Origin of the sequence: Leucobacter sp. BZR 635 (assembly GCF_048061935.2) — a bacterium.
In the GTDB taxonomy this organism is placed as follows: domain Bacteria; phylum Actinomycetota; class Actinomycetes; order Actinomycetales; family Microbacteriaceae; genus Leucobacter.
This window is the reverse complement of the sequence record NZ_JBLUNZ020000004.1, coordinates 78,902-98,984: the sequence shown is the minus strand read 5'-3', so window position 1 is coordinate 98,984 and position 20,083 is coordinate 78,902. Positions and strand designations below refer to the sequence as shown.

At 67.4% G+C, this 20,083-nt stretch carries 19 protein-coding genes; 6 read left to right on the top strand and 13 right to left on the bottom strand.

Annotation, left to right across the window (positions count from 1 at the left end):
- Positions 1–394: 394 nt before the first annotated feature.
- Entirely contained in the window at positions 395–1,108 is a 714-nt protein-coding gene (gene lipB / locus ACI1US_RS00640; protein WP_461637307.1) for a lipoyl(octanoyl) transferase LipB, read from the top strand.
- A complete protein-coding gene (lipA, locus tag ACI1US_RS00635; protein WP_416549956.1) occupies positions 1,105–2,148 on the top strand; it encodes a lipoyl synthase in 1,044 nt (347 codons plus the stop codon). The genes lipB and lipA overlap by 4 nt, the downstream gene beginning before the upstream one ends.
- A 215-nt stretch (positions 2,149–2,363) precedes the next feature.
- On the opposite strand, the gene ACI1US_RS00630 is transcribed toward lipA, so the two are convergent.
- The 4 genes from ACI1US_RS00630 to hflX all read right to left on the bottom strand — a co-directional run bounded on the left by ACI1US_RS00630 (position 2,364) and on the right by hflX (position 8,586).
- On the bottom strand, positions 2,364–3,254 hold the full coding sequence (locus ACI1US_RS00630) for a methylenetetrahydrofolate reductase (protein ID WP_416549752.1): 891 nt from the start codon (positions 3,252–3,254) through the stop codon (positions 2,364–2,366).
- On the bottom strand, positions 3,251–4,483 hold the full coding sequence (locus tag ACI1US_RS00625; RefSeq protein WP_416549753.1) for a uroporphyrinogen decarboxylase/cobalamine-independent methonine synthase family protein: 1,233 nt from the start codon (positions 4,481–4,483) through the stop codon (positions 3,251–3,253). Before ACI1US_RS00625 ends, ACI1US_RS00630 begins: the two co-directional genes overlap by 4 nt.
- On the bottom strand, positions 4,483–6,807 hold the full coding sequence (gene metE, locus ACI1US_RS00620; protein WP_416549755.1) for a 5-methyltetrahydropteroyltriglutamate--homocysteine S-methyltransferase: 2,325 nt from the start codon (positions 6,805–6,807) through the stop codon (positions 4,483–4,485). The genes ACI1US_RS00625 and metE overlap by 1 nt, the downstream gene beginning before the upstream one ends.
- Before the next feature lie 168 nt (positions 6,808–6,975).
- Positions 6,976–8,586: a GTPase HflX gene (hflX, locus tag ACI1US_RS00615; protein WP_461637303.1), complete on the bottom strand. Its 1,611-nt coding sequence runs from the start codon at positions 8,584–8,586 to the stop codon at positions 6,976–6,978.
- A gap of 92 nt (positions 8,587–8,678) precedes the next feature.
- Between hflX and ACI1US_RS00610 the strand changes: the two genes are divergently transcribed.
- A complete protein-coding gene (locus ACI1US_RS00610) occupies positions 8,679–9,302 on the top strand; it encodes a class I SAM-dependent methyltransferase (RefSeq protein WP_461637301.1) in 624 nt (207 codons plus the stop codon).
- 81 nt (positions 9,303–9,383) lie between these two features.
- Here ACI1US_RS00610 and dapF read toward each other — a convergent pair whose 3' ends face one another.
- On the bottom strand, positions 9,384–10,259 hold the full coding sequence (gene dapF, locus ACI1US_RS00605) for a diaminopimelate epimerase (protein WP_461637299.1): 876 nt from the start codon (positions 10,257–10,259) through the stop codon (positions 9,384–9,386).
- A gap of 156 nt (positions 10,260–10,415) precedes the next feature.
- Here dapF and ACI1US_RS00600 point away from each other — a divergent pair, with 156 nt between their 5' ends.
- Together ACI1US_RS00600 and ACI1US_RS00595 are read left to right on the top strand one after the other, a co-directional pair.
- Positions 10,416–10,748: a PadR family transcriptional regulator gene (locus tag ACI1US_RS00600; protein ID WP_461637297.1), complete on the top strand. Its 333-nt coding sequence runs from the start codon at positions 10,416–10,418 to the stop codon at positions 10,746–10,748.
- A complete protein-coding gene (locus tag ACI1US_RS00595; protein ID WP_461637295.1) occupies positions 10,745–11,872 on the top strand; it encodes a permease prefix domain 1-containing protein in 1,128 nt (375 codons plus the stop codon). The genes ACI1US_RS00600 and ACI1US_RS00595 overlap by 4 nt, the downstream gene beginning before the upstream one ends.
- A gap of 60 nt (positions 11,873–11,932) precedes the next feature.
- Here ACI1US_RS00595 and miaA read toward each other — a convergent pair whose 3' ends face one another.
- The 8 genes from miaA to pgsA form a co-directional block, all read right to left on the bottom strand.
- Positions 11,933–12,880 (bottom strand): tRNA (adenosine(37)-N6)-dimethylallyltransferase MiaA, encoded by a 948-nt coding sequence (gene miaA / locus ACI1US_RS00590; protein WP_461637430.1) that lies wholly within the window; start codon positions 12,878–12,880, stop codon positions 11,933–11,935.
- Positions 12,877–14,421 (bottom strand): tRNA (N6-isopentenyl adenosine(37)-C2)-methylthiotransferase MiaB, encoded by a 1,545-nt coding sequence (miaB, locus tag ACI1US_RS00585; RefSeq protein ID WP_461637294.1) that lies wholly within the window; start codon positions 14,419–14,421, stop codon positions 12,877–12,879. The genes miaA and miaB overlap by 4 nt, the downstream gene beginning before the upstream one ends.
- Before the next feature lie 47 nt (positions 14,422–14,468).
- A complete protein-coding gene (locus ACI1US_RS00580; protein WP_461637292.1) occupies positions 14,469–15,548 on the bottom strand; it encodes a regulatory protein RecX in 1,080 nt (359 codons plus the stop codon).
- A 2-nt stretch (positions 15,549–15,550) separates the two neighbouring features.
- Positions 15,551–16,681 carry a recombinase RecA gene (gene recA / locus ACI1US_RS00575; protein WP_461637290.1) on the bottom strand — a complete coding sequence of 377 codons (1,131 nt, stop codon included), beginning with the start codon at positions 16,679–16,681 and terminating at the stop codon, positions 15,551–15,553.
- Positions 16,682–16,927: 246 nt separating this feature from the next.
- Positions 16,928–17,152 (bottom strand): DUF3046 domain-containing protein, encoded by a 225-nt coding sequence (locus ACI1US_RS00570; protein ID WP_461637289.1) that lies wholly within the window; start codon positions 17,150–17,152, stop codon positions 16,928–16,930.
- 6 nt (positions 17,153–17,158) lie between these two features.
- The gene (locus ACI1US_RS00565; RefSeq protein ID WP_461637287.1) at positions 17,159–17,482 is read right to left on the bottom strand and encodes a helix-turn-helix domain-containing protein; all 324 of its coding nucleotides are present in this window, start codon (positions 17,480–17,482) and stop codon (positions 17,159–17,161) included.
- Positions 17,483–17,661: 179 nt separating this feature from the next.
- Entirely contained in the window at positions 17,662–18,240 is a 579-nt protein-coding gene (locus ACI1US_RS00560) for a CinA family protein (RefSeq protein ID WP_461637285.1), read from the bottom strand.
- On the bottom strand, positions 18,233–18,838 hold the full coding sequence (gene pgsA / locus ACI1US_RS00555; RefSeq protein WP_461637283.1) for a CDP-diacylglycerol--glycerol-3-phosphate 3-phosphatidyltransferase: 606 nt from the start codon (positions 18,836–18,838) through the stop codon (positions 18,233–18,235). Before pgsA ends, ACI1US_RS00560 begins: the two co-directional genes overlap by 8 nt.
- Positions 18,839–19,255: 417 nt before the next feature.
- On the opposite strand from pgsA, the gene ACI1US_RS00550 reads away from it, so the two are divergent.
- Complete coding sequence (locus tag ACI1US_RS00550) at positions 19,256–20,074, top strand: glycosyltransferase (RefSeq protein ID WP_461637281.1); 819 nt, start codon at positions 19,256–19,258, stop codon at positions 20,072–20,074.
- Positions 20,075–20,083: the final 9 nt, after the last annotated feature.

Genomic DNA, 20,083 nt, shown 5'->3' with positions numbered 1-20,083 from the left:
CGACGATTGCGGCGCTCGACGATTGCGGCGCTCGACGGTTGCAGCGCTCAACGATCGCGGGCATTGAGCTCAGCGATCAACATGCAGCGCGACGCACGCACGCGCAGCAGGCACTTCCAGAAACGCGCCGCGCGCACCCTGCAGCCCCCGTTTAATCCACTCCGACCCGCGTTTGGCCCTCGCAAGAGTCGGTCTGAATTAATCGGGGCGGAAAGGACGCCAGGCGCGATGAGGGCGCCGGGCAGAGGGTACGCCCGGGCATCCCACCTCGAGACTTTGGGCTTACACCCTGCTTGCCACCAGCCCCGAGCCCCCGGGCACCGGGCACCGGGCACCGGGCACCCCAACCGCACCCGCATTGCTTTATTGAACTGAGTCCAACTAACATGGCCGCATGCTTCCCATCGCCGAAGTTCCGCCGCCTCCCCTAAGCGACACGCCCCCAAAACCCACCCCACGGTTCGAGACTGTCGGGCTCTCCCCAAGCCTCGTCTCCTACGAGCGTGGGCTCATACTCCAGCGGGAGGCTGCCGCAAGACTGGCAGCCGACCTTGATCACGGCACCGTGCTCCTCCTCGAGCACGAGCCGGTCTACACCGCTGGCCGACGGGCGGAGCCACATGAGTACCCGAGTGACGGCACTCCCGTCGTCCCGGTGAACCGCGGCGGAAAGGTCACCTGGCACGGCCCCGGCCAGCTCGTGGCATACCCCGTGATCCGGCTCGCTGACGGGCTCGGCGGAGTCAACCTCGTTCACGCGCTCGAAGATGCGCTGATTGCCACGATCCAGAATCTTGGCGTCGTCGGCTACCGCGTTCCCGGGCGCACCGGGGTCTGGACAGACCCGCCAGCAGGATCCCCGCAGGGAAGCCCCGCGGCAAAGCTCGCGCAAATCGGGATCCACGTGAGCCGGCGCATCGTCACCCACGGTATCTCGCTGAACTGCAGCAACGATCTCGCCCCCTTTCACAGCTTCGTGCCCTGCGGCATCAGCGACGCCGGCGTCACCACGCTCAGCGCCAAGACGGGCGAGACCATCACCCCGGCCGACGCAGCGCCCGCACTGCGCACCCACCTCGTTCCCGTGCTCGAAAGGCTCTCAGTATGACCGTCCAGATTCTGCCCTCGACCGGCACGCGCCCGGAGCCAGAGGAGCGCCGGCTGCTTCGGGTCGAGGCGAAGAACGCCGAGACCCCCATCGAGCGCAAGCCTGAGTGGATCAAGACGCGCGCCCGCTCCGGCCCGGATTACCAAGCGGTCCAAGCGCTCGTACAAAGCGAGGGCCTGCACACCGTGTGCAAGGAGGCCGGCTGCCCGAACATCTACGAGTGTTGGGAGGATCGCGAGGCGACCTTCCTCATCGGCGGATCCATCTGCACCCGCCGCTGCGACTTCTGCATGATCACCTCGGGCAAGCCGCTCCCCCTCGACCTCGATGAGCCGCGACGGGTCGCGGAGTCCGTGCGCACCATGGGCCTCCGGTACGCCACCATCACGGGGGTCACGCGCGATGACCTCCCCGACACCGGGGCCTGGCTCTACGCCGAGACCATCCGGCAGATCCACGCGCTCAACCCTGGGTCAGGGGTCGAGGTGCTCGCCGATGATCTCGGCGGAAGACCGGAGGATCTCGCGCAGGTGTTCGAGGCAGCGCCCGAGGTATTCGCGCACAATCTCGAGACAGTGCCGCGCATCTTCAAGCGGATCCGCCCCGGGTTCCGCTACGCACGCTCGCTCGAGGTACTGACGGAGGCGCGCGATGCCGGGATGATCACGAAGTCGAACCTCATCCTTGGGATGGGCGAGACGCGGGCCGAGATTTCCGAGACCATGGCTGAACTACGCGATGCGGGCTGCGACATTCTCACGCTCACGCAGTACCTCAGGCCGTCGAAGCTGCACCACCCGATCGACCGCTGGGTTCGGCCCGAGGAATTCGTGGAGTTGAAGGCTGAGGCCGACGCGCTCGGCTTCGACGGGGTGCTCGCCGGCCCCCTCGTGCGGTCCTCCTACCGCGCTGGCCGCCTGTGGGCGCACACGATGGCGCGCAAGGGTATCGAGGTGCCCGAACACCTCAGACACCTCGCTGAACAGGCCGCGAGCGCGGAGGCTGGCGCGGACTTCCCGCAGGCGGTCGCGGCGGTCTAACTGCCCGCGCCACACCGCCATCCCGCAACCGTCACCACCACCACCCAGCCCCTCGGCGCTCAAAGGACATGCTTTCAGCGAGGTCATGCCTCTTCCGCGGTTAAAGAGGCATGACCTCGCTCAACACCCATGACCTGAGCGCCGAGAGCGGGCGGGTGGGTAGGACAGCAGAGCAGCAGAGCAGCAGAGGGCAAGGGCAGAGCACCACAGCCCCACTACCCCAGCAGGTCGAGCTCCTCGAGCACCGCGAGCACCTGCTCGTGCCGGTTGAACGTGTAGAGGTGGATCGACGGGGCGCCGCCCGCGAGCAGCTCCCGCGCGAGAGAAATGGTGTGCTCCACCCCGAGCTCGGGCGCATACCCGCCAGCCGCAAGAAGCGATCGTTCAAGCAGCACTGGCGCAGGCCGCCCGGCGAGCGAGGCGACCTTCCGCAGCTGCCCGCTCGTCGACACCGGCATGAGCCCGGGCAGCAGCGGCATCCTCAGCCCCGCCGTGCGGGCAGCGTCGGCGAACGACAGGTATTCCTCAGCACGGAAGAACAGCTGGGTGATCGCAAACTGCGCGCCAGCGGCCTCCTTCGCGAGCAGCCAGTCAATGTCGGCCGATTGCCCGCGCGACAGCGGGTGCCCGTTCGGGTACGCGGCGACCGCGGTGCGGCCCACGCTCGTGAACGCCGGCCGCTCGGCTCGCGCCTCCGAAATGAGCTCGGTGAGTTCGAGCGCGCTCAGCGACCCCGCAACGAGCGGACTCGCCTCGTCTGAGCCGCGCGGCGGGTCTCCTCGGAGCGCGAGGAAGTCGTGAATCCCCGCGTCGAGGATGCGGTGGATCGTCTCGCGGATCACCTCCCGCGACTCGCCAACGGTCGTGAGGTGCGCGAGCGGGAGGGCGTCTGTGTGGTCGCGGAGGTAGGCGAGCAGGTCGAGCGATGCGTCACGGTGCGAACCGTTTGCCCCGTAGGTCACGGAGATGAAATCGGGGCCCGCGGCTGACAGGTGCTGCACCGAGTTCCCGAGGGCGAGCGCCGCCGCTCCCGACCGCGCGGGGAACACCTCGAACGAGAAGCGGGCGCGCGTCGGCGCGCTCCCGGTCAGCAGGGTGGCGTTCACGCGAGCACCTCCGACGCGAGCTGGGTCCCGCGCACGCGGGCTGCGATCTTCGCGAAGGCGACATCGCGCGCGTGGTCTGGGGAGCCGTGCCTGGGTTTCTCGTCAATGAGGTAGGGCGAGAAGCCGCAGTCATCGGTGGATCCGAGCAGCTCCGGCGGCACGAACCGCGCCGCGCGCACGAGCTGGTCGCGCACCTGTTCAGCGGTCTCAAGCTTCGGGTTCGTCGGGTTGGTCACGCCGAGCAGCACGCGCGGGGCGTCCCGGCCCGCCGCGCGCAGCGCAGCGATCTCCCGACCGATGAGCCGGGCGACCCGATCCTGGTCGGGCTCCCCCGCAGCCTGCACGAGGAAGTATCCCGCTTCGATCTGGAACAGTTCGGGCAGCAGCTCCGCATAATCGACGTCGGCGCTGTGCGCGGAGTCGTTGTCGTTGCCCGGGCACGTGTGCACGCCCACGGCCTGGCGCTCGGAATCGGTGAGCTGGCCAAGTACCCGGTTGATGAGGTCGATGAAACCGCCGAGCGCGCGCGGGCCCGCCCAGGGTGCCGGCACGTCGCGCCGCAGCGCAAGCCGCCCCTCGGTGAAGTCGATCGAGACGCGGCTCGCGCCGGCAGCGAACGACCGTCTGATGTCCTCGACGCAGCCCGCGACCACGTCATCCAGAAACTCCGAGCGCGTGTACCCGCCGAGCCCCTCCGCTGGCACGGTGAGCGACAGCATCGACGGCGAGATCACGGCCTGCTTGAGCGGCAGGGACGTGTGGGCTCGGGCGAGCGTCACGTCGGACGCCGCCCACGAGCTGAAGCGAAACGGTGCCGCAGCAAGCCGGGGCACGACCCGGTGGTGCCCGTCGGCGAACACCGCAAACACGGGCCCCGCCGTCACGTCTCCGCCCGCGAGCGGATAGCTCGCGAAGCTCTGCCTGCGCTGCTCGCCGTCACTCACGATCGGCGAGCCGGTCTCGGCGAGGCGGTCGAGCGTCGCGCGCACCGCGAGATCCTGCTCGCTCGCGAGCTCTGTCTCGGAGATCGCGCCGATCTCCGCGTCGAGCACCGCCCGCTGCAGCCGCCCGGGCCGCGGGAGCGACCCGACCTGCTCGGTGGGCAGCTCGCCCACCGGCCAGGCGAGGCCGCTCCCCGCGGTGCCACTCCCCGCGACGCCGCTCCCCGCGGTGTCACTCCCCGCGACGCCGCTCCCCGCGACGCCATTCCCCACTGCGTCGGCGGACACTATGCGCCCGCGCGAACGGCCTTCGCGGCCAGCACAAGATTCGTGAGGCTCGCGACAGTCTCGTCGTAGCCGCGCGTCTTCAGCCCGCAGTCGGGGTTCACCCAGAGCTGCTCTCCGGGAATGCGCGCGGCGGCGATGCGGATGAGCTCGGTCTGCTCGTCGACGCCGGGAACGCGAGGAGAGTGAATGTCGTAGACGCCCGGGCCGATGCCGCGCGAGTAGCCGTGATCGCCGAGGGGCGCCACGACGTCCATGCGGCTGCGCGCTGCCTCGATCGAAGTCACGTCAGCGTCGAGCCCGTCGACCGCGTCGATGATCTCGCCGAACTCCGAATAACAGAGGTGGGTGTGGATCTGCACCTCGGGCGCTGCCCCGCCGGTCGCGAGGCGGAAGGATCCGACCGACCAGTCGAGGTAGTCCGCCTGGCGCTCGCGGTCGAGCGGCAGCAGCTCACGCAGCGCCGGCTCGTCGACCTGCACGATCGTGATGCCCGCGTCGACGAGGTCAGCGATCTCGTCGCGGAGCGCGAGCGCCACCTGCGAGGCGGTCTCGCCGAGCGGCTGGTCGTCGCGCACGAACGACCAGGCGAGGATCGTGACCGGGCCCGTGAGCATGCCCTTCACGGGCCGGTCGGTGAGGGACTGCGCGAACGCCGACCAGCGCACCGTCATCGGCGCGGGGCGCGAGACATCGCCCCAGAGGATCGACGGCCTCGTCGCCCGGCTCCCGTAGGACTGCACCCAGCCGTGCTCGGTGACCGCGAAGCCGCCCAGCAGCTCGGCGAAGTACTGCACCATGTCGTTGCGCTCGGCCTCGCCGTGTACGAGCACGTCGAGCCCGATCTCCTCCTGCAGGCGGATCACCCGCTCGATCTCCTCGCGCAGGAAACCTTCGTACGCTGCCTCGTCAATCTCGCCCTTCACAAAGGCCGAGCGCGCCTTGCGGATCTCGCCGGTCTGCGGGAACGAGCCGATCGTCGTCGTTGCCAACTGCGGGATGTTCAGGCCACGCTGCGCGCTGCGGCGATCCTCTTCGGCAGCTCGGTTGCGGTCGGCCTCGCCCGCGGCCGTAGCCCTGTCGCGGATCGCAGAGACGTGGACGCCGGGAGCTTCATCGCGGTCTGCGAGCACCCGATCCACCTCGGCGAGCTCGGCCTCGATCGCGGCGGCACCCCCTGAGAGGCCGCGGGCGAGCAGTGCGACCTGTTCGACCTTCTGGTCGGCAAACGCCAGCCACGACTTCAGGCGCGCGTCGAGCTGCTGCTCGTCCGCAACGTCGTGCGGCACGTGCTGCAGGCTGTTCGAGGTGCCGACAGCGACATCGATGCCCGCCTCTGCGAGCGAGCGAAGCGTCGCGAACGCTGCCCGGAGGTCGGTGCGCCAGATGTTGCGGCCGTCAACGACGCCCGCAACGAGCTGGGTGTCGGCGAAGGACTGCGCGAGGGAGCCGTCGGCGAGGGCAGCCGTGGGAAGGGTGCCGCGCACGAGGTCCGTCTGCACGGCCTCCACTGGGAGCGCGCCGAGCCGCACGAGGGCGCGGGATGCGTCGCCGTATGGGGCGGTGAGCAGGATCCGCGGGCGGGCGGTGCCGCCCTGCGCGGCTCCAAGCACGCCGTACGCGCGCTCAACGAGGGCGAGGGTTTCGTCGCGCGTGGTGCGGAGCGAGTCCGACACGAGCGCGGGCTCGTCGAGCTGCACCCAGGTCGCGCCCGCTGCGGCGAGCGCCTGCAGCAGCTCAGCGTAGATCGCGGTGACCTCATCGAGCCTGTCGATGGGGTCGAAGCCCGCAGGCGCGCCGTCTGCCGCCTTCGCGAGCAGCAGGTAGGTGACGGGGCCGACGAGCACGGGGCGGGATTCGATCCCCTGCGCTGCCGCCTCCGCGACCTGGGCGACGAGCTGCGCTGGGTTCGCGGCGAACGGGGTGCGCTCGTCGATCTCGGGCACGCTGTAGTGGTAGTTCGTGTCGAACCACTTAGTCATCTCGAGCGGCTGATGTTCGGCGTTGCCGCGGGCGAGCGTGAAGTACGTGTCGAGGTCTGAGCCGCTCGCGTCGAAGCGCTCGGGGATCGCGCCGAGCGCGAGCGTCGCGTCGAGCACCTGGTCGTAGAAGCTGAAGCTCTCGGGCACCGCGCCGCCTGCTGCCGGCAGGCCGAGCTCAACGAGTCGGGCACGCGTGTCGGCGCGCAGCTGGCTCGCGGTCTCGACGAGCTCGGTCTCGCCGATGCGCCCCGCCCAGAACGATTCGACGGCACGCTTGAGTTCGCGGCGGCGGCCGATCCGCGGGTAGCCGAGGATCGTGGCGTTGGGAAGTGGTGCTGCGGTCATGGTGGGCCCTCCGTCAGGTGCAGTGCGGTGCGTGAGACGGGCGGTTCAGTGTGCCCGTGTGCAGCAAAAGTACCTGGAAGGCGGGGGCTCGCGGGCCCGAGTTGCGCCCTGTTACCGCGTGCGACGAAGTGTTACGCGGGAACAGGGCGGGAAGCGGGCGACAGTGCGCTAGACGAGGAAGTCGTCGAGCTTCGAGAACATCTCAGGGGTGACGAGCGCGCGCACACGCGTGCCCTCCTCGGCGTAGTCGAGTTCGAGGATGCGGTTGCGCTCGTGCAGCTCGGCGACGAGGTCTCCCCTGTCGTACGGCACCACGACGGTGACTTCGCGGTCGGGCGTCGGGAGTGCGGCGTCGATCCGAGCCTTGAGCTCCTCGATGCCCTCTCCCGTGCGGGCTGACACGAAGACCCCGTCGGGCGCGAGCCCGTGGAGCAGCATCCGTCGCGAATCGTCGATGAGGTCGGCCTTGTTGAACACGACGACCTCGGGGATCGCCTGCGCGTCAACCTCTGCGATGACCTCGCGCACGGTCGCGAGCTGCGCCTCCGGATCCGGGTGCGAGCCGTCGACGACGTGGAGGATCACATCTGCGTCGCCCACCTCTTCAAACGTCGAGCGGAAGGCCTCGACGAGCTGGTGCGGGAGGTTGCGAACGAAGCCGACGGTGTCCACGTAGGTGAACGTGCGCCCGTCGGTGGTCTCCGCGTGCCGCACAGCGGTGTCGAGCGTCGCGAACAGCTGGTTCTGTACGAGCTCCTGCGTGCCGGTGAGCCGGTTGAGCAGGCTCGACTTGCCCGCGTTCGTGTACCCGGCGATCGCGACCGACGGCACCTCGCCGCGCTTGCGGTTGGCGCGCTTCGCCTCGCGGGCGGGAGCGAACTCAGCGATCTGCTTGCGCAGCCTGGCCATCCGGGTGTTGATGCGCCGGCGGTCGAGCTCGATCTTCGTCTCACCGGGGCCGCGCGAGCCCATGCCCGCGCCGGCAGCGCCCACCTGGCCACCCGCCTGACGCGACATCGACTCGCCCCAGCCGCGGAGCCTGGGCAGCAGGTATTCGAGCTGCGCGAGCTCGACCTGCGCCTTGCCCTCGCGGCTCTTCGCGTGCTGGCTGAAGATGTCGAGGATCACGGTGGTGCGGTCGATGACCTTCGCGTTCACGACGTCCTCGAGCACGCGCCGCTGGCTGGGCCCGAGCTCGTCGTCGGCAATCACCGTGTCCGCGCCGAGCGCTTGCACGAGCTCGGCGAGCTCCTGCGCCTTGCCCTTGCCGAGGTAGGTCGCGGGGTCCGGGGTTGCGCGGCGCTGGAGCACGCCGTCGAGCACGGTCGCCCCGGCGGTCTCAGCGAGGGCCGCGAGCTCGCGGAGCGAGTTCTCTGCCTCTTCGAGCGCATCCTGCGCGGACTGCGAGCGGCCCGAGTTGTAGATACCGATGAGCACGACGTTTTCGAGTCGCAGCTGGCGGTACTCGACGTCGGTGACGTCTTCGAGTTCGGTGGACAGGCCGGCGACGCGGGTGAGCGACGCACGATCTTCACGGTCCATTTGGATCCCGTGATCGCCGGCGTCGAGGTTGTCGTGCGCCGAGCTGCCGAGGGCCTGCGCCTCAGAGAGGTCGCGGATCACGGCGGCGCCGCTGCCGGAGGCGCGGCGAAGCACCCGCTCGAGCGGGTCGGTGGTCGCGTCAGCAGCACCCGATTCGGGAGCTGGCGCGGTAGTGTTCGACTCGGCGGCGTCGCCGGTCACGGTCTCATCAGTCTGGTCTTCAATGAAATCACTCATGTGCTTACCAAGTGTACGGTGCGCGGGCGATTCCGGCACTGATGTTCGCTTCGGGCACGCCCGAGCCGCCCGGCCCTGCGATACTTGACCACGTGAATCAGCACTACTTCTCCGAGTCACCCGCGGGCGACTTCACCCCGCGCGAGATCGAGATCGAACTTCAGGGCGTCACCCGCCGCGTCAGGACCGCGGGCGGCGTCTTCAGCCCGGAGCACCTCGACCAGGGCACCGCGATCCTACTCACGGCGCTCGGCGGCCTCTCTGCGCTGGTGCCGGATCCTGCGAGCCGCCCGATCCTCGACATCGGCTCGGGCTGGGGCCCGATCGCGCTCGACGCCGCGCTCGCGCACCCGGAACGCGAAGTCTGGGCCGTCGACGTGAACGAACGCTCCCGCGAACTCACCCGCCAGAACGCCGAACTGCTCGGCCTCACGAACGTGCACATTGCGTCGCCTGACGAGGTGCCCGCCGACCTTGTCTTCGCTGAGATTCGCTCGAACCCGCCGATCCGCGTCGGCAAGGAGGTGCTGCACGGCATCCTCGAGACCTGGCTGCCCCGGCTCGCTCCCGGCGCGAGCGCATACCTTGTCGTCGCGAAGCACCTCGGGGCCGACTCGCTGCAGCGGTGGATCGGCGACACCTTCCCTGATCTTGCCGTCGACCGCGCGGCCCGCAAGAAGGGCTTTCACGTGATTCGGGCGTCCCGCAGGGACTAGGCCTTGCAGGGGCTCAGCCCGCAGGAGTTCAGCCCCCAGAGCTAGGCCCGCATGACCTCAGCTGCAGGTGCTGGGCCCGAGTTACGGCAGCTCGATCTCGCCACGGTAGACGAGCTCGGCGGGCCCCGAAAGCGAGACGTGCTCCCCCTCCTCGGTCGCAAACATTCGCACCCCGAGGCGGCCTCCGGGCACGGTGACGCTCCAGCTATTCGGCATCTGGTCGCCGCCCCAGTGTCTGAACGCGAGGGCAGCGGCCGCGGCTCCGGTGCCACACGATTGTGTCTCGCCGACGCCGCGCTCGAAGACACGCATTCGAATGTGGGCGACGCCGTTCTTCAGGAAGGGATCCGCGGGAACGACAAACTCCGCGTTCGCCCCGGCCTCGGGCTCGGGTTCGAAGCTTGGGGCGGTCTCGAGCTGCAGCCCGTCGAGCTCGGCCTCGTCAGCAAGCACCGTCACCACGTGCGGGTTCCCGACCTCGATCCCGAGCCCGGGCCGCGCGACCTCGAGTCCCGCTGCGGCGACGAGCCGCTCCTTGCCGAGTCGCCAGCGGCCGAGATCCACTGTGTAGCCGGCGGCACCCACCAGCACGTCGCGCACGCCCGCGCGAGTTCCCAGCGGCAGCGTATCGCTGCGTTCGGGGGCGACGAGGCCCTCGGTGATGAGGTAGTGGGCGAACACCCTGATCCCGTTGCCGCACATCTCTGCGACCGAGCCGTCGGCGTTGCGGTAGTCCATGAACCACACGGCGTCTGGCTCCTCGGCGAGGATCGCGGCTCCCTCGGCGATCGCATTCGAGCGCACTGCCCGGATCACGCCGTCGGCCCCCACGCCGAAGCGGCGATCGCAGAGGAATCGCACACGCTCGGGAGTGAGATCGAGTGCGCCATCGGGATCGGTGATGAGCACAAAGTCGTTGCCCGTGCCGTGGCCCTTGGTGAACGTGAGTGTGGTCATTGACGGCTCCTTCGAAGGGGGTTCGGCGCGGTGCTGTCAATTACGCTACCGTACGCCGGCCTGGGATTCGCTTGACGTACTACGTCTAGCGTAGTACGTTGGACGCAGTGAGTGCGGCGACCGCACCCACATTTCGCTGCGAAGAGAGAGAATCACGTGATCGGTGCCGATGCCATACGGGGGTACGTCGACCTCATGGTGCTGTCCCTGCTGCGAAGGCGCCCCTCGTACGCCTACGACCTCGCGCAACAGATCAGCGCGGTGGCGGGCAACGAGTACGCAATCAAGCAGACCACCCTGTACTCGGCCGTGAAACGGCTCGAGACATCGGCGCTGGTCACCTCGTTCCCCGGAGCCTCCGACTCTGGCAAGCCGCGAACCTACTACCAAATCACCGCCCTGGGGCTTTCCCACCTCGACGAGAAACTCGCCGAGTGGGAAATCACCAAGTCTGTCGTCGACCGCTTTGTCGAAGGAGCATCCTCGTGAACGCCATCATCGCCTACCTCGAAACCATGTTCGGAGCCTACCCGGCCAGTCCGCGCATGAGCGAGGCGCGCGCGGAGCTCCAGGCCATGATGGAGGATGCCTACGCCGCGGCCATCGCCGACGGTCTCTCTGAAAACGAGGCAGTCGGCAAAGTCATCACGGAGTTCGGCAATCTCGACGAGCTCGCCCCCGTGCTCGGGATCTCCCGCGAGATCCACCCGCAGGATCAGGCTACGGGCCAGGTCGCGCCGCCTACGGCGAGGGCCACAGGGCTGCCAGGATCGGCGACGCCAGGCGCGGCCGGCGCGCGACCCTCCGAGTACTCGCAGCCGCCTGCGCAGCCGCTGCCCGCTCCGCCGCCCCCGGTGTACCCGCCGCTTCCCCTTGCGGAGGCGAAGGCCTACGCCCAGCTGCGCCAAGAGACCGCCCCGAGGCTCGGCAGCGCGGTCGCACTGTTCGTGTGCGGCCCCGCCCTGCTGGTCGCGCTCACGACACTCTGGCCGAGCGGCGAGCAGCGCATCGGGAGCTTCGTCGGGATACTCGCGCTGCTCCTCTGCGTCGCGGTCGGCGTGCTGCTACTCGTCGGCCGGTCGCAGCAGCTCAAGGCCTTCGCTCGGATTGAGCACGGCCAGTTCAGCGTCTCACCCGAGGTCACGAGCTGGGCCAACGCCCTCTCCCAGCAGTTCGCGCGCCGCCGCAACGGGTGCCTGCAGGCCGCGATCGGGCTCTGGATTCTCGCCATCATCCCCGTCATGTCAACGATCGTTCTCCCGAGCGGTTGGAGCGGTGCCGCAGTCACGATGTCACTCCTCATCGTAGCAGCCGGGCTGCTCGTGTTCCTCCCCGCGAACTGGGCCGAGGAGACCGCCGGCATACTCACGCAGCGTGCAGGCGCGGCGGCGACCGGAGGCTTCGGGGCCGCAGACGGCGATGACGAGCACAGCGTGGTGGGCGTGATCGCGAGCTTCTACTGGCCGATCGTGACCCTCGGCTACCTCGCGTGGAGCTTCCTCTGGGACGCCTGGGGCGACTCGTGGATCATCTGGCCGATCGCCGGCGTGCTGTTCGGCGTCATCGCGGCCGGGTTCGGCTCGCTGGAGTCGTACCGCAAGGCGCGGCGCTAGGGTTCGACGGCTTCACAGTCTCACGGCGTCACGGCGTCACGGCGTCACGGGCGAGCGTCGTTACGCGCCTGCTGTCGCGCTCGCAATCTCGAGCGCGGCAAGATCCCGCCCCGCGGTCTGGTCGATCCACTGCACGCCTGGGTACCGCTTGAACCAGCTCACCTGCCTGCGGGCGTAGCGTCGCGTGAGCGCCTGCGTCTCAGCGATGGCTTCGGCCTCGCTCATGTCACCGCGGAGCTCGGCAAGAGCCTGCGCGTAGCCGATCGCGCGGCTCGCGGTCTTACCCTGCTCCAGCCCATACGGAATCAGGCCGCGAACCTCGTCGAGCATGCCGTCAGCCCACATCCGCTCGACCCTGCGATCGAGGCGCTCCGTGAGCACCTCGCGCTCGCAAGAGACCCCGATGATGCGGGTCGCATCGTGCGACTCCCCCGCGTTCCAGTATTCGGGCTCGCTCGGGAGGGTCACCCGCGCGTCGCCGCCGAGCAGCGCGACCTCGAGCGCCCGCACCACGCGCCGCGGGTTGCGCCGGTCGACGGCCGCAGCGACGTCTGGCGCGAGTGCTCGGAGCCGTTCGACGAGGGGCGCTACGCCGCGCGATTCAAGGTCAGCCTCGAGGCCCGCCCGCACGGCGTCGTCGCGCGGCGGAAACTGGAAGTCGAAGATGACGCTCGAGACGTAGAGCCCTGATCCACCGACGAGGATCGCGTCAGCGCCGCCCGCGAGAATCTCGGAGATGCGCTCTCGCGCGGCAGGCTGGTACGCCGCCACGGTCGCTTCTTCCCGCGGGTCGAATGCGTCGAAGAGGTGGTGTGGGATCCCCCGCCGCTCCCCCACCGGGAGCTTCGCGGTGCCGATGCTCATTCCACGGTAGAGCTGCATGGCGTCGGCGTTCACGATCTCGGGCTGTGCGCCCGTGATCGCCGCGCGGCGCTCGGCAAGGTCGAGTGAGGCCTCGGATTTGCCGGTGCCGGTCGCGCCGACGATCGCCCAGAGCGTCGCCACTATTCGCCGATGCGGAGCGTGGGGAGCCCGAGGTTGACCGCGCGGCCTGCGCCGGTAGCGCCGGCGCTCGCCGGTGCTGGCACGCCGCAGCTCTCGGCCTGGCGGCGATCCCACGCGTCACCCGCGCGCGTGCGGCGCACCGCATACGTCGAGGTGTCGTCGGCGACCACGAAGAACGAGCCAGCACTGGTGATCGTGGCTGTGGCCATGTCGCCGGGCCGAGGCGTCTCGGCCCCCTCAGGAACTGTGAAGTGCACGAGCCGGTTGTCGGGCGCACGGCCTGAAAGCCGGTGCGTCTCGCCGTCTTTGCGGCCCTCGCTCGCGGCGACGAGGATCTCGACGGTGTTGCCGATGAGCGCCTCGTTCTCGGCGAGCGACATCCGGTCTTGGAGGGCTGCGAGCCGCTCGAAGCGCTCCTGCACGACCTCCTTCGGGATCTGGTCTTCCATCGTTGCCGCAGGTGTGCCTGGGCGGATCGAATACTGGAACGTGAATGCGCTCGCGAAGCGTGACTCTTCGACGACCCGCATGGTCTCGGCGAAGTCTTCTTCGGTTTCGCCTGGGAATCCGACGATGATGTCGGTCGTGATCGCGGCGCCGGGGATGCGTGCGCGCACGTCGTCGAGGATCCCGAGGAACTTCTTGGAGCGGTACGAGCGGCGCATCGCCTTGAGAATCGTGTCCGAGCCCGACTGCAGCGGCATGTGCAGGGAGGGCATCACGTTCGGTGTCTCGGCCATCGCCGCGATGACGTCGTCGGTGAAGGCTGCGGGGTGCGGGCTGGTGAAGCGCACCCGCTCCAGCCCCTCGATCTCGCCCATGGCGCGCAGCAGCTTGCCGAACGCCTGCCGGTCGCCGAATTCGACGCCGTAAGTGTTGACGTTTTGCCCGAGCAGTGTGACCTCGATCGCGCCGTCGTCGACGAGTGCCTGCACCTCGGCGAGGATGTCGCCGGGACGGCGATCCTTTTCCTTGCCCCGCAGCGAGGGCACGATGCAGAATGTGCAGGTGTTGTTGCACCCGACGGAAATCGACACCCAGCCGCTTGACGCGGAGTCGCGTTTGGTCGGGAGCGTCGACGGGAACACCTCGAGAGACTCGAGGATCTCGACCTGCGCCTCTTCGTTGTGGCGGGCGCGCTCAAGCAGCGTCGGCAGTGACCCCATGTTGTGGGTACCGAAGACGACGTCGACCCAGGGGGCCTTCTCGACGATATCGCCCTGGTCTTTCTGGGCGAGGCAGCCGCCAACGGCGATCTGCATGCCCGCGCGCTCCCGCTTCACCTGCGCGAGCATGCCGAGGTTGCCGTAGAGCTTGTTCGCGGCGTTCTCGCGCACGGCGCAGGTGTTGATGACGTAGACGTCGGCGTTGTCTGCGCTCTCTGCTGGGACGTAGCCTGCGGCCTCGAGCGAGCCCGACATCCGTTCGGAGTCGTGCACGTTCATCTGGCACCCGAGCGTGCGCACCGTATAGCTGCGGGGCGTCCCGTCTGCACGGATCGCTGCTGGCGACGATTCAATCTTCACTGCTTCGACGGTAGGCATAGCGTCGATTCTACCGGCGCAGCGGTGAGGTCAAGAATCGTGCCCGGTTAACGGAAGCGCACCGTGCCGCGGCCCCCTCCCGAGCTGCCGGCACCGTCGAGGGCCTCCTTCGCGGCACGCGTCGCCCGCTCGCCTGACCAGCCTCGCCGCGCGAGGAAGCCAAGCAGGCGCCGTTCGGCTGTCTGCCGGTCGAGCCCAGTCATTCGCCTCGCCCGGTCTACCGCGGTCTGTTTCAACAGCTCCAGCTCCGCGTCGTCGTCGAGCCCCTCGAGGGCCGCCTCAATAGCGGCATCAGGGAGGTAGCGTTCCCGCAGCTTCTGCCGGATCCGTGCCTTGCTCTCGCCCTTAGAGTCACGCAACTTCGTTGCCACTGAGTTCGCGAGGTCGACATCGTCGAGGTACAGCGAGTCTTCACACTTTGCCACGGCCTCTTCAGCATCGATCTCGGGGTGCCCTGCGGCGACGAGGGCGCGCTGCAGCTCGCCGCTCGAGAGCGGCTTGCGGGCCAGCAGCTTCACTGCGGTCTCGTAGGCGGTCGGCCCGTCTTCGAGGTCTTCGGGCTCTTCGGGAAGCTCCTGGGCGAATCCGGGATCCTGAGCGAACCCCGGTTCCACGGCGGGCCCCAACCTTGACCAGGTATCTGTCCCCGACTCGGTGTCGGTCTCAGCATCAGTCTCCACGGACCCATCGAGCCCAGCCCCAGAGACGCCGTGCGTTCCAGCGTTCCGAGAACGCCCAAACGGTGCCTCGATGAGGCGCGCCCAACTGTGCGTGGCAGGCGCTCCCCCGTCATCACCGGCAGCCGCAGCGGCATCTGCGTCTGCGTCTGTATCGGCGTCTGCGTCAGTGCCAGTACCGGAAGCGAGAGGCGCACCAGCACCAGCAGGCGCTGCCTCCGCGGAGCGCGGGGCCTGGGCCCACCCGGAGGTGGAGCCCGGCCCGTCGCTGCGCTCAGGGGTCGAGGCCCACGCCGAGGGCGGAGCCGATGCTGGCTCGGCCTCCGCGTCGGCTACGGGCTCGGGTCGCCTCAATTTGCTGCGGAACTCGATGACCTCAGCGAGATTCCCCGTGTCCTCCCGATGCGGCGTGGGCCGTTCCTCGGGAGGCGGCAGAAACCGCACAGCCATCGTTATGCGCTCGCTGCGAGGTCTTCGCCCTTCGCGGCGGCGGTTGCGGCTGCCTTCGCAGCGGCCTGTGCCTTTGCGGGCGCTTCAGCCTTCGCGGGAGTCGCCGCTTCGGCTTCGGCCGGCACCTCTTCGGTGCGACCGTTCACGCTGAGCTTCGTGAGGATCTTCTCTTCGATCTCGAGCGCGGTGTCGGGGTTCGCGATGAGGTAGCGGCGTGCGTTCTCCATGCCCTGGCCCAGCTGATCGCCGTCGTAGGTGTACCACGCTCCGCTCTTCTTCACGAGGCCCTGCTCAACACCGTAGTCAATGAGCGAGCCCTCGCGGGAGATGCCGACGCCGTACAGGATGTCGAACTCGGCCTGCTTGAAGGGCGGGGCCATCTTGTTCTTGACGACCTTTACGCGCGTGCGGTTACCCACCGCGTCTTGGCCGTCCTTCAGCGTCTGAATGCGGCGAATATCGAGGCGCACCGACGCATAGAACTTCAGCGCCTTACCACCGGAGGTGGTCTCCGGGCTGCCGAAGAAGACACCGATCTTCTCGCGGAGCTGGTTAATGAAGATTGCAGTCGTCTTCGTCGAGCTCAGACTGCCCGTGATCTTGCGGAGCGCCTGCGACATGAGTCGCGCTTGGAGGCCGACGTGACTGTCGCCCATATCGCCATCGATTTCAGCCTTCGGCACAAGCGCCGCTACCGAGTCGATAACCACAAGGTCGACCGAACCCGATCGGATGAGCATGTCAGCGATCTCAAGCGCCTGCTCACCGGTGTCCGGCTGCGCTACGAGCAGCGCGTCGATGTCAACGCCAAGCTTCTTCGCGTACTCCGGATCGAGCGCGTGCTCCGCATCGATAAATGCTGCGATGCCTCCGGCGCGCTGCGCATTCGCAATTGCGTGCAGGGTGAGCGTCGTCTTACCTGACGACTCAGGCCCATAGATCTCGACAATGCGGCCACGGGGAAGCCCGCCTATGCCGAGCGCAACGTCGAGTGCGACCGAACCAGTCGGAATCACCTCGACAGCCTGCCGCTCCTGGCTACCCATGCGCATCACTGCGCCCTTGCCGAACTGGCGGTCAATGAGGGCGAGTGCCGATTCGAGTGCCTTCTCGCGGTCCTTTGGTGCTGCCATGATGACTTCCTTCGTATTCGCGCGGATCTTCCGCTGATTGCTGCCTACCGACTGTCACGGCACCGCTTCTCGGTGCTGACAAGGCTGGGTATCTCCCTGTCTGTAAAACCTAGACGGGACCCCCGACATTGAGCGTCGGAGGCACCAGACTGTGAATCATTCAGAGCAGTTTGCTACCTGTGGACGAAGATAACACTCTTCGAACACATCTTCGAATACGGCGCGACGGCGTGTCGCGCAATAGGGTCATTTCTCCTGTGGATCACTGAGGCCACGCCCGTGTCGGCGCGCCTCAGGAACCTCAAATTCTGCGCAGAGCGCCTCCCACACCTCTCGTGGGGGGACGCCCCGCGCCAGCGCATCATCGGGTGTTGTCCCGAGGGATGCGAGCCAATAGTCGCGCAACAGCACACCTGAGTGCGCCTCACCAAACTCCTCGGCTACCGCAATGCGGAACGCGCGATGACGCATCGCCCGCTAGCGGGAAATCAGCTCGGACCCGTACCCGGATACGAGATCGACAGGCACCGTGTCCGGAACGCGGCTTGGCATCGGGAGCGAAAGCCCCTCGACGATAGCGAGTCGCTCGCTGACCTCGCCGTAGATGACTGAGAGTGGGGTGTCCAACGCGTCTGCGACGGCAGCAAGAATCTCGCTCGAAGCTTCCTTCTGCCCGCGCTCTACCTCGCTGAGGTATCCGAGTGCGACACTGGCATCGCCAGCGACCTGTCGGAGCGTGCGCCCCTTCTGCAGACGGAAGTCGCGAAGCACATCACCGATTTCTTGACGTACTAGCAGCATGTGCAACCTCCTTGAATCTGCACAACCAGTTGATGGTTGTGCATGTTACTTTACCCGGCAAACACCGATTCGGCACTCGCCGTCACTTGTGGTGACACTGGGAACAACCAAGAGACTACCCGGTCTATTCCCGATTCCCCCTGAACCTGAGTCCAGTGCGCTCAGGTTTTAGTGAATTCTCAGCGATTTCCAGGAAATGACTGTGTTTGAGTGGCCTCGAGCGCTTTCAGCTCAGCGAGCACGAGCTCAAGCGCAGCCCGCACGGACTCCATGCGGATCGCTTCCCGATCCTCACCCGCACACGCGAGCGCGACCGCCCGCGAGCCGAGGATCGAACTGATTCCCAGCCACACCGTCCCCGCGGGCTGGCCCGATTGCGGGTCCGGGGCAGGCCCGGCGACCCCCGTTGTTGCGACGCCAATATCGGCGGGAACATGCCTCGAGGCTCCGGGATCCCCCGCGCTCCCGCGACCCGCAACGGCGCAGGCCTCCCGCGCACCGTCGGCCATCTGCCGCGCGACCGCCCCGTCAACCGGTCCGCGATCCAGCAGAAGCTGAGCGTCCACACCCAGCAGCGAGGCCTTCAGCTCCGTGTCGTAGGCAACAACGGCACCGCTGAAGACCCGGGAAGCGCCGGGGACGGAAACAATTGCAGCGGCCAACAGTCCCCCGGTGAGCGACTCTGCAGCGGCGATGCGCACCCCGAGCGTGGAGGCGCGCGCGACGACCTCAGCAGCTACCGCCCCCGGGTCATGCATTGCGCGCAGCAGCCCCTCGCCCGCGCACGAACGCAACGATGTAGTCGATCCCGCTTGCGAGCGTCAGCAGCACCGCGATGGTCATCGTGACAATATTCACCCAGGTAAACACCGTGCCCGCCGCGCCGGCGAGGTGCGCGAGCGGCGTGAGCGCGAGGGAGATCGCGACCGCCTGGGCAACGGTCTTCAGCTTGCCCATCCAGTCGGCGGCGACAACGACGTCACTCACGATCATCAGGCGGTGGATCGTAATCCCCACCTCGCGAATCAGCACGAGCACGACGATCCACCACGGCAGCTCGCCGATGATTGCGAGCCCAACGAGCGCAGCGCCCGTGAGCGCTTTGTCTGCGATGGGGTCGAGCAGCTTACCCAGGTCGGTAATCAGGCCGCGGGAGCGCGCGAGGTAACCGTCGAGGGCATCGGTGGCGATCGCGATCACGAAGAATGCGGCGGCTCCCCACCGCATGGCGACACTGTCGCCCGCGGCCAGCAGCAGCCAGAGGAAGAACGGCGTCGCGACAATCCGCGTCATCGTGATGATATTCGGCGCGTTCCAATTGCTTGGCTTTGCGCCGCTAACCGCCTGAGTGCTCATGCGTCAACTCTACTCGCACCGGTTGCGGGAGGGTCTGGGGTGCGGCGGTGTTGCGGCTGGCGGGCGGTGTGTTCGCCGGCGTGGTCGCCGGCGTGGTCGCCGGCGTGCGGCATGCTCGCATCCGCCGTGCGGCATGTTCGCAGCCAACTCGTGGTCAGTGAGCGCCACACGGCTCGGGGGTTTCGGGGTCTCAGTGGCGCAAACTGACCAGGACTTGCCGGCTGGAATTCGCCGGCAACTCCTGCGCCTTCGAGCTCTGAGGAAAACTCGGACGCCAGAAACTACTGCACGTGTGCTCGCACCGGCTGCCCCTGAGAAAGGTCTATCAAGTTCGGTCCTCGTGCCAGATTTGACCTTGAAAACCCCTGCCCTCCTGTAGGATTCCCGCGAGAACACACACTCGACGGAAGCAGAGACATGAAGAGTTTTTGTTGTTATTGGGAGGGAGCAGAACCTCCCTCCTACCTCGCCTGGTGCGTAAGCTCTTGGGCCGAGTATGTAGATCTTGACGAGATCCTCTTTCTCAACCATTCGAACGTCTCGCGCTACCTCGGGGACCTCATCGACCTCCAAAGCCTCCGCCGGTTCAGCTTTCCGAAGCAGTCTGACATCGTTTCGGCCGCGTTTCTCTATAAGTACGGTGGCTTGTTCCTAGATATCGATTCCGTACTTGTGAACGAAGCTGCCAGCCCATTCTTCAACACCCCCGACAACGAGGATGTGTTCAGATTCTTCGGGAATGAGGCTGAGCTCGGAGTCCATATCGGTGTCATTGGCTCGCCAAGAGGGGGGACTGTGGTGTCGAGGTGGCAAAACGCACTCTTCCAGCGAGTAACCAACTGGGATGATGACGACTCATGGTCATACGTGGGAAACTCGATTCTTCAACCAATGATCAATGACCCATCGAACGCTAAGCTCTCCAAGCGCCTGGACGTGGTGACGTCACTCGCCACGCCAGAGCTAGCCTACGCTGACCTTACTGACGGAACTGCTCGTGAGAAGTACGAGAGATTCTGGTTCACGCAGCCCGTGGATGGACAGACCTTAGCGAGAGTCGCGCAAGCTCCCGGTGGCATCATCTCTCTCCACAACTCTTGGACCCCAGCTAGCTATGCGCGACTTTCTCTCCTCGGGCTTCAGGAATCTGACTCGATGCTCTCATCACTTCTGAAGCGCGTCGGAAACGCCTCACTTATCCCTGGCATTCAAGAGCGGATTTACTATGGCAGCTAACAGTTCTTT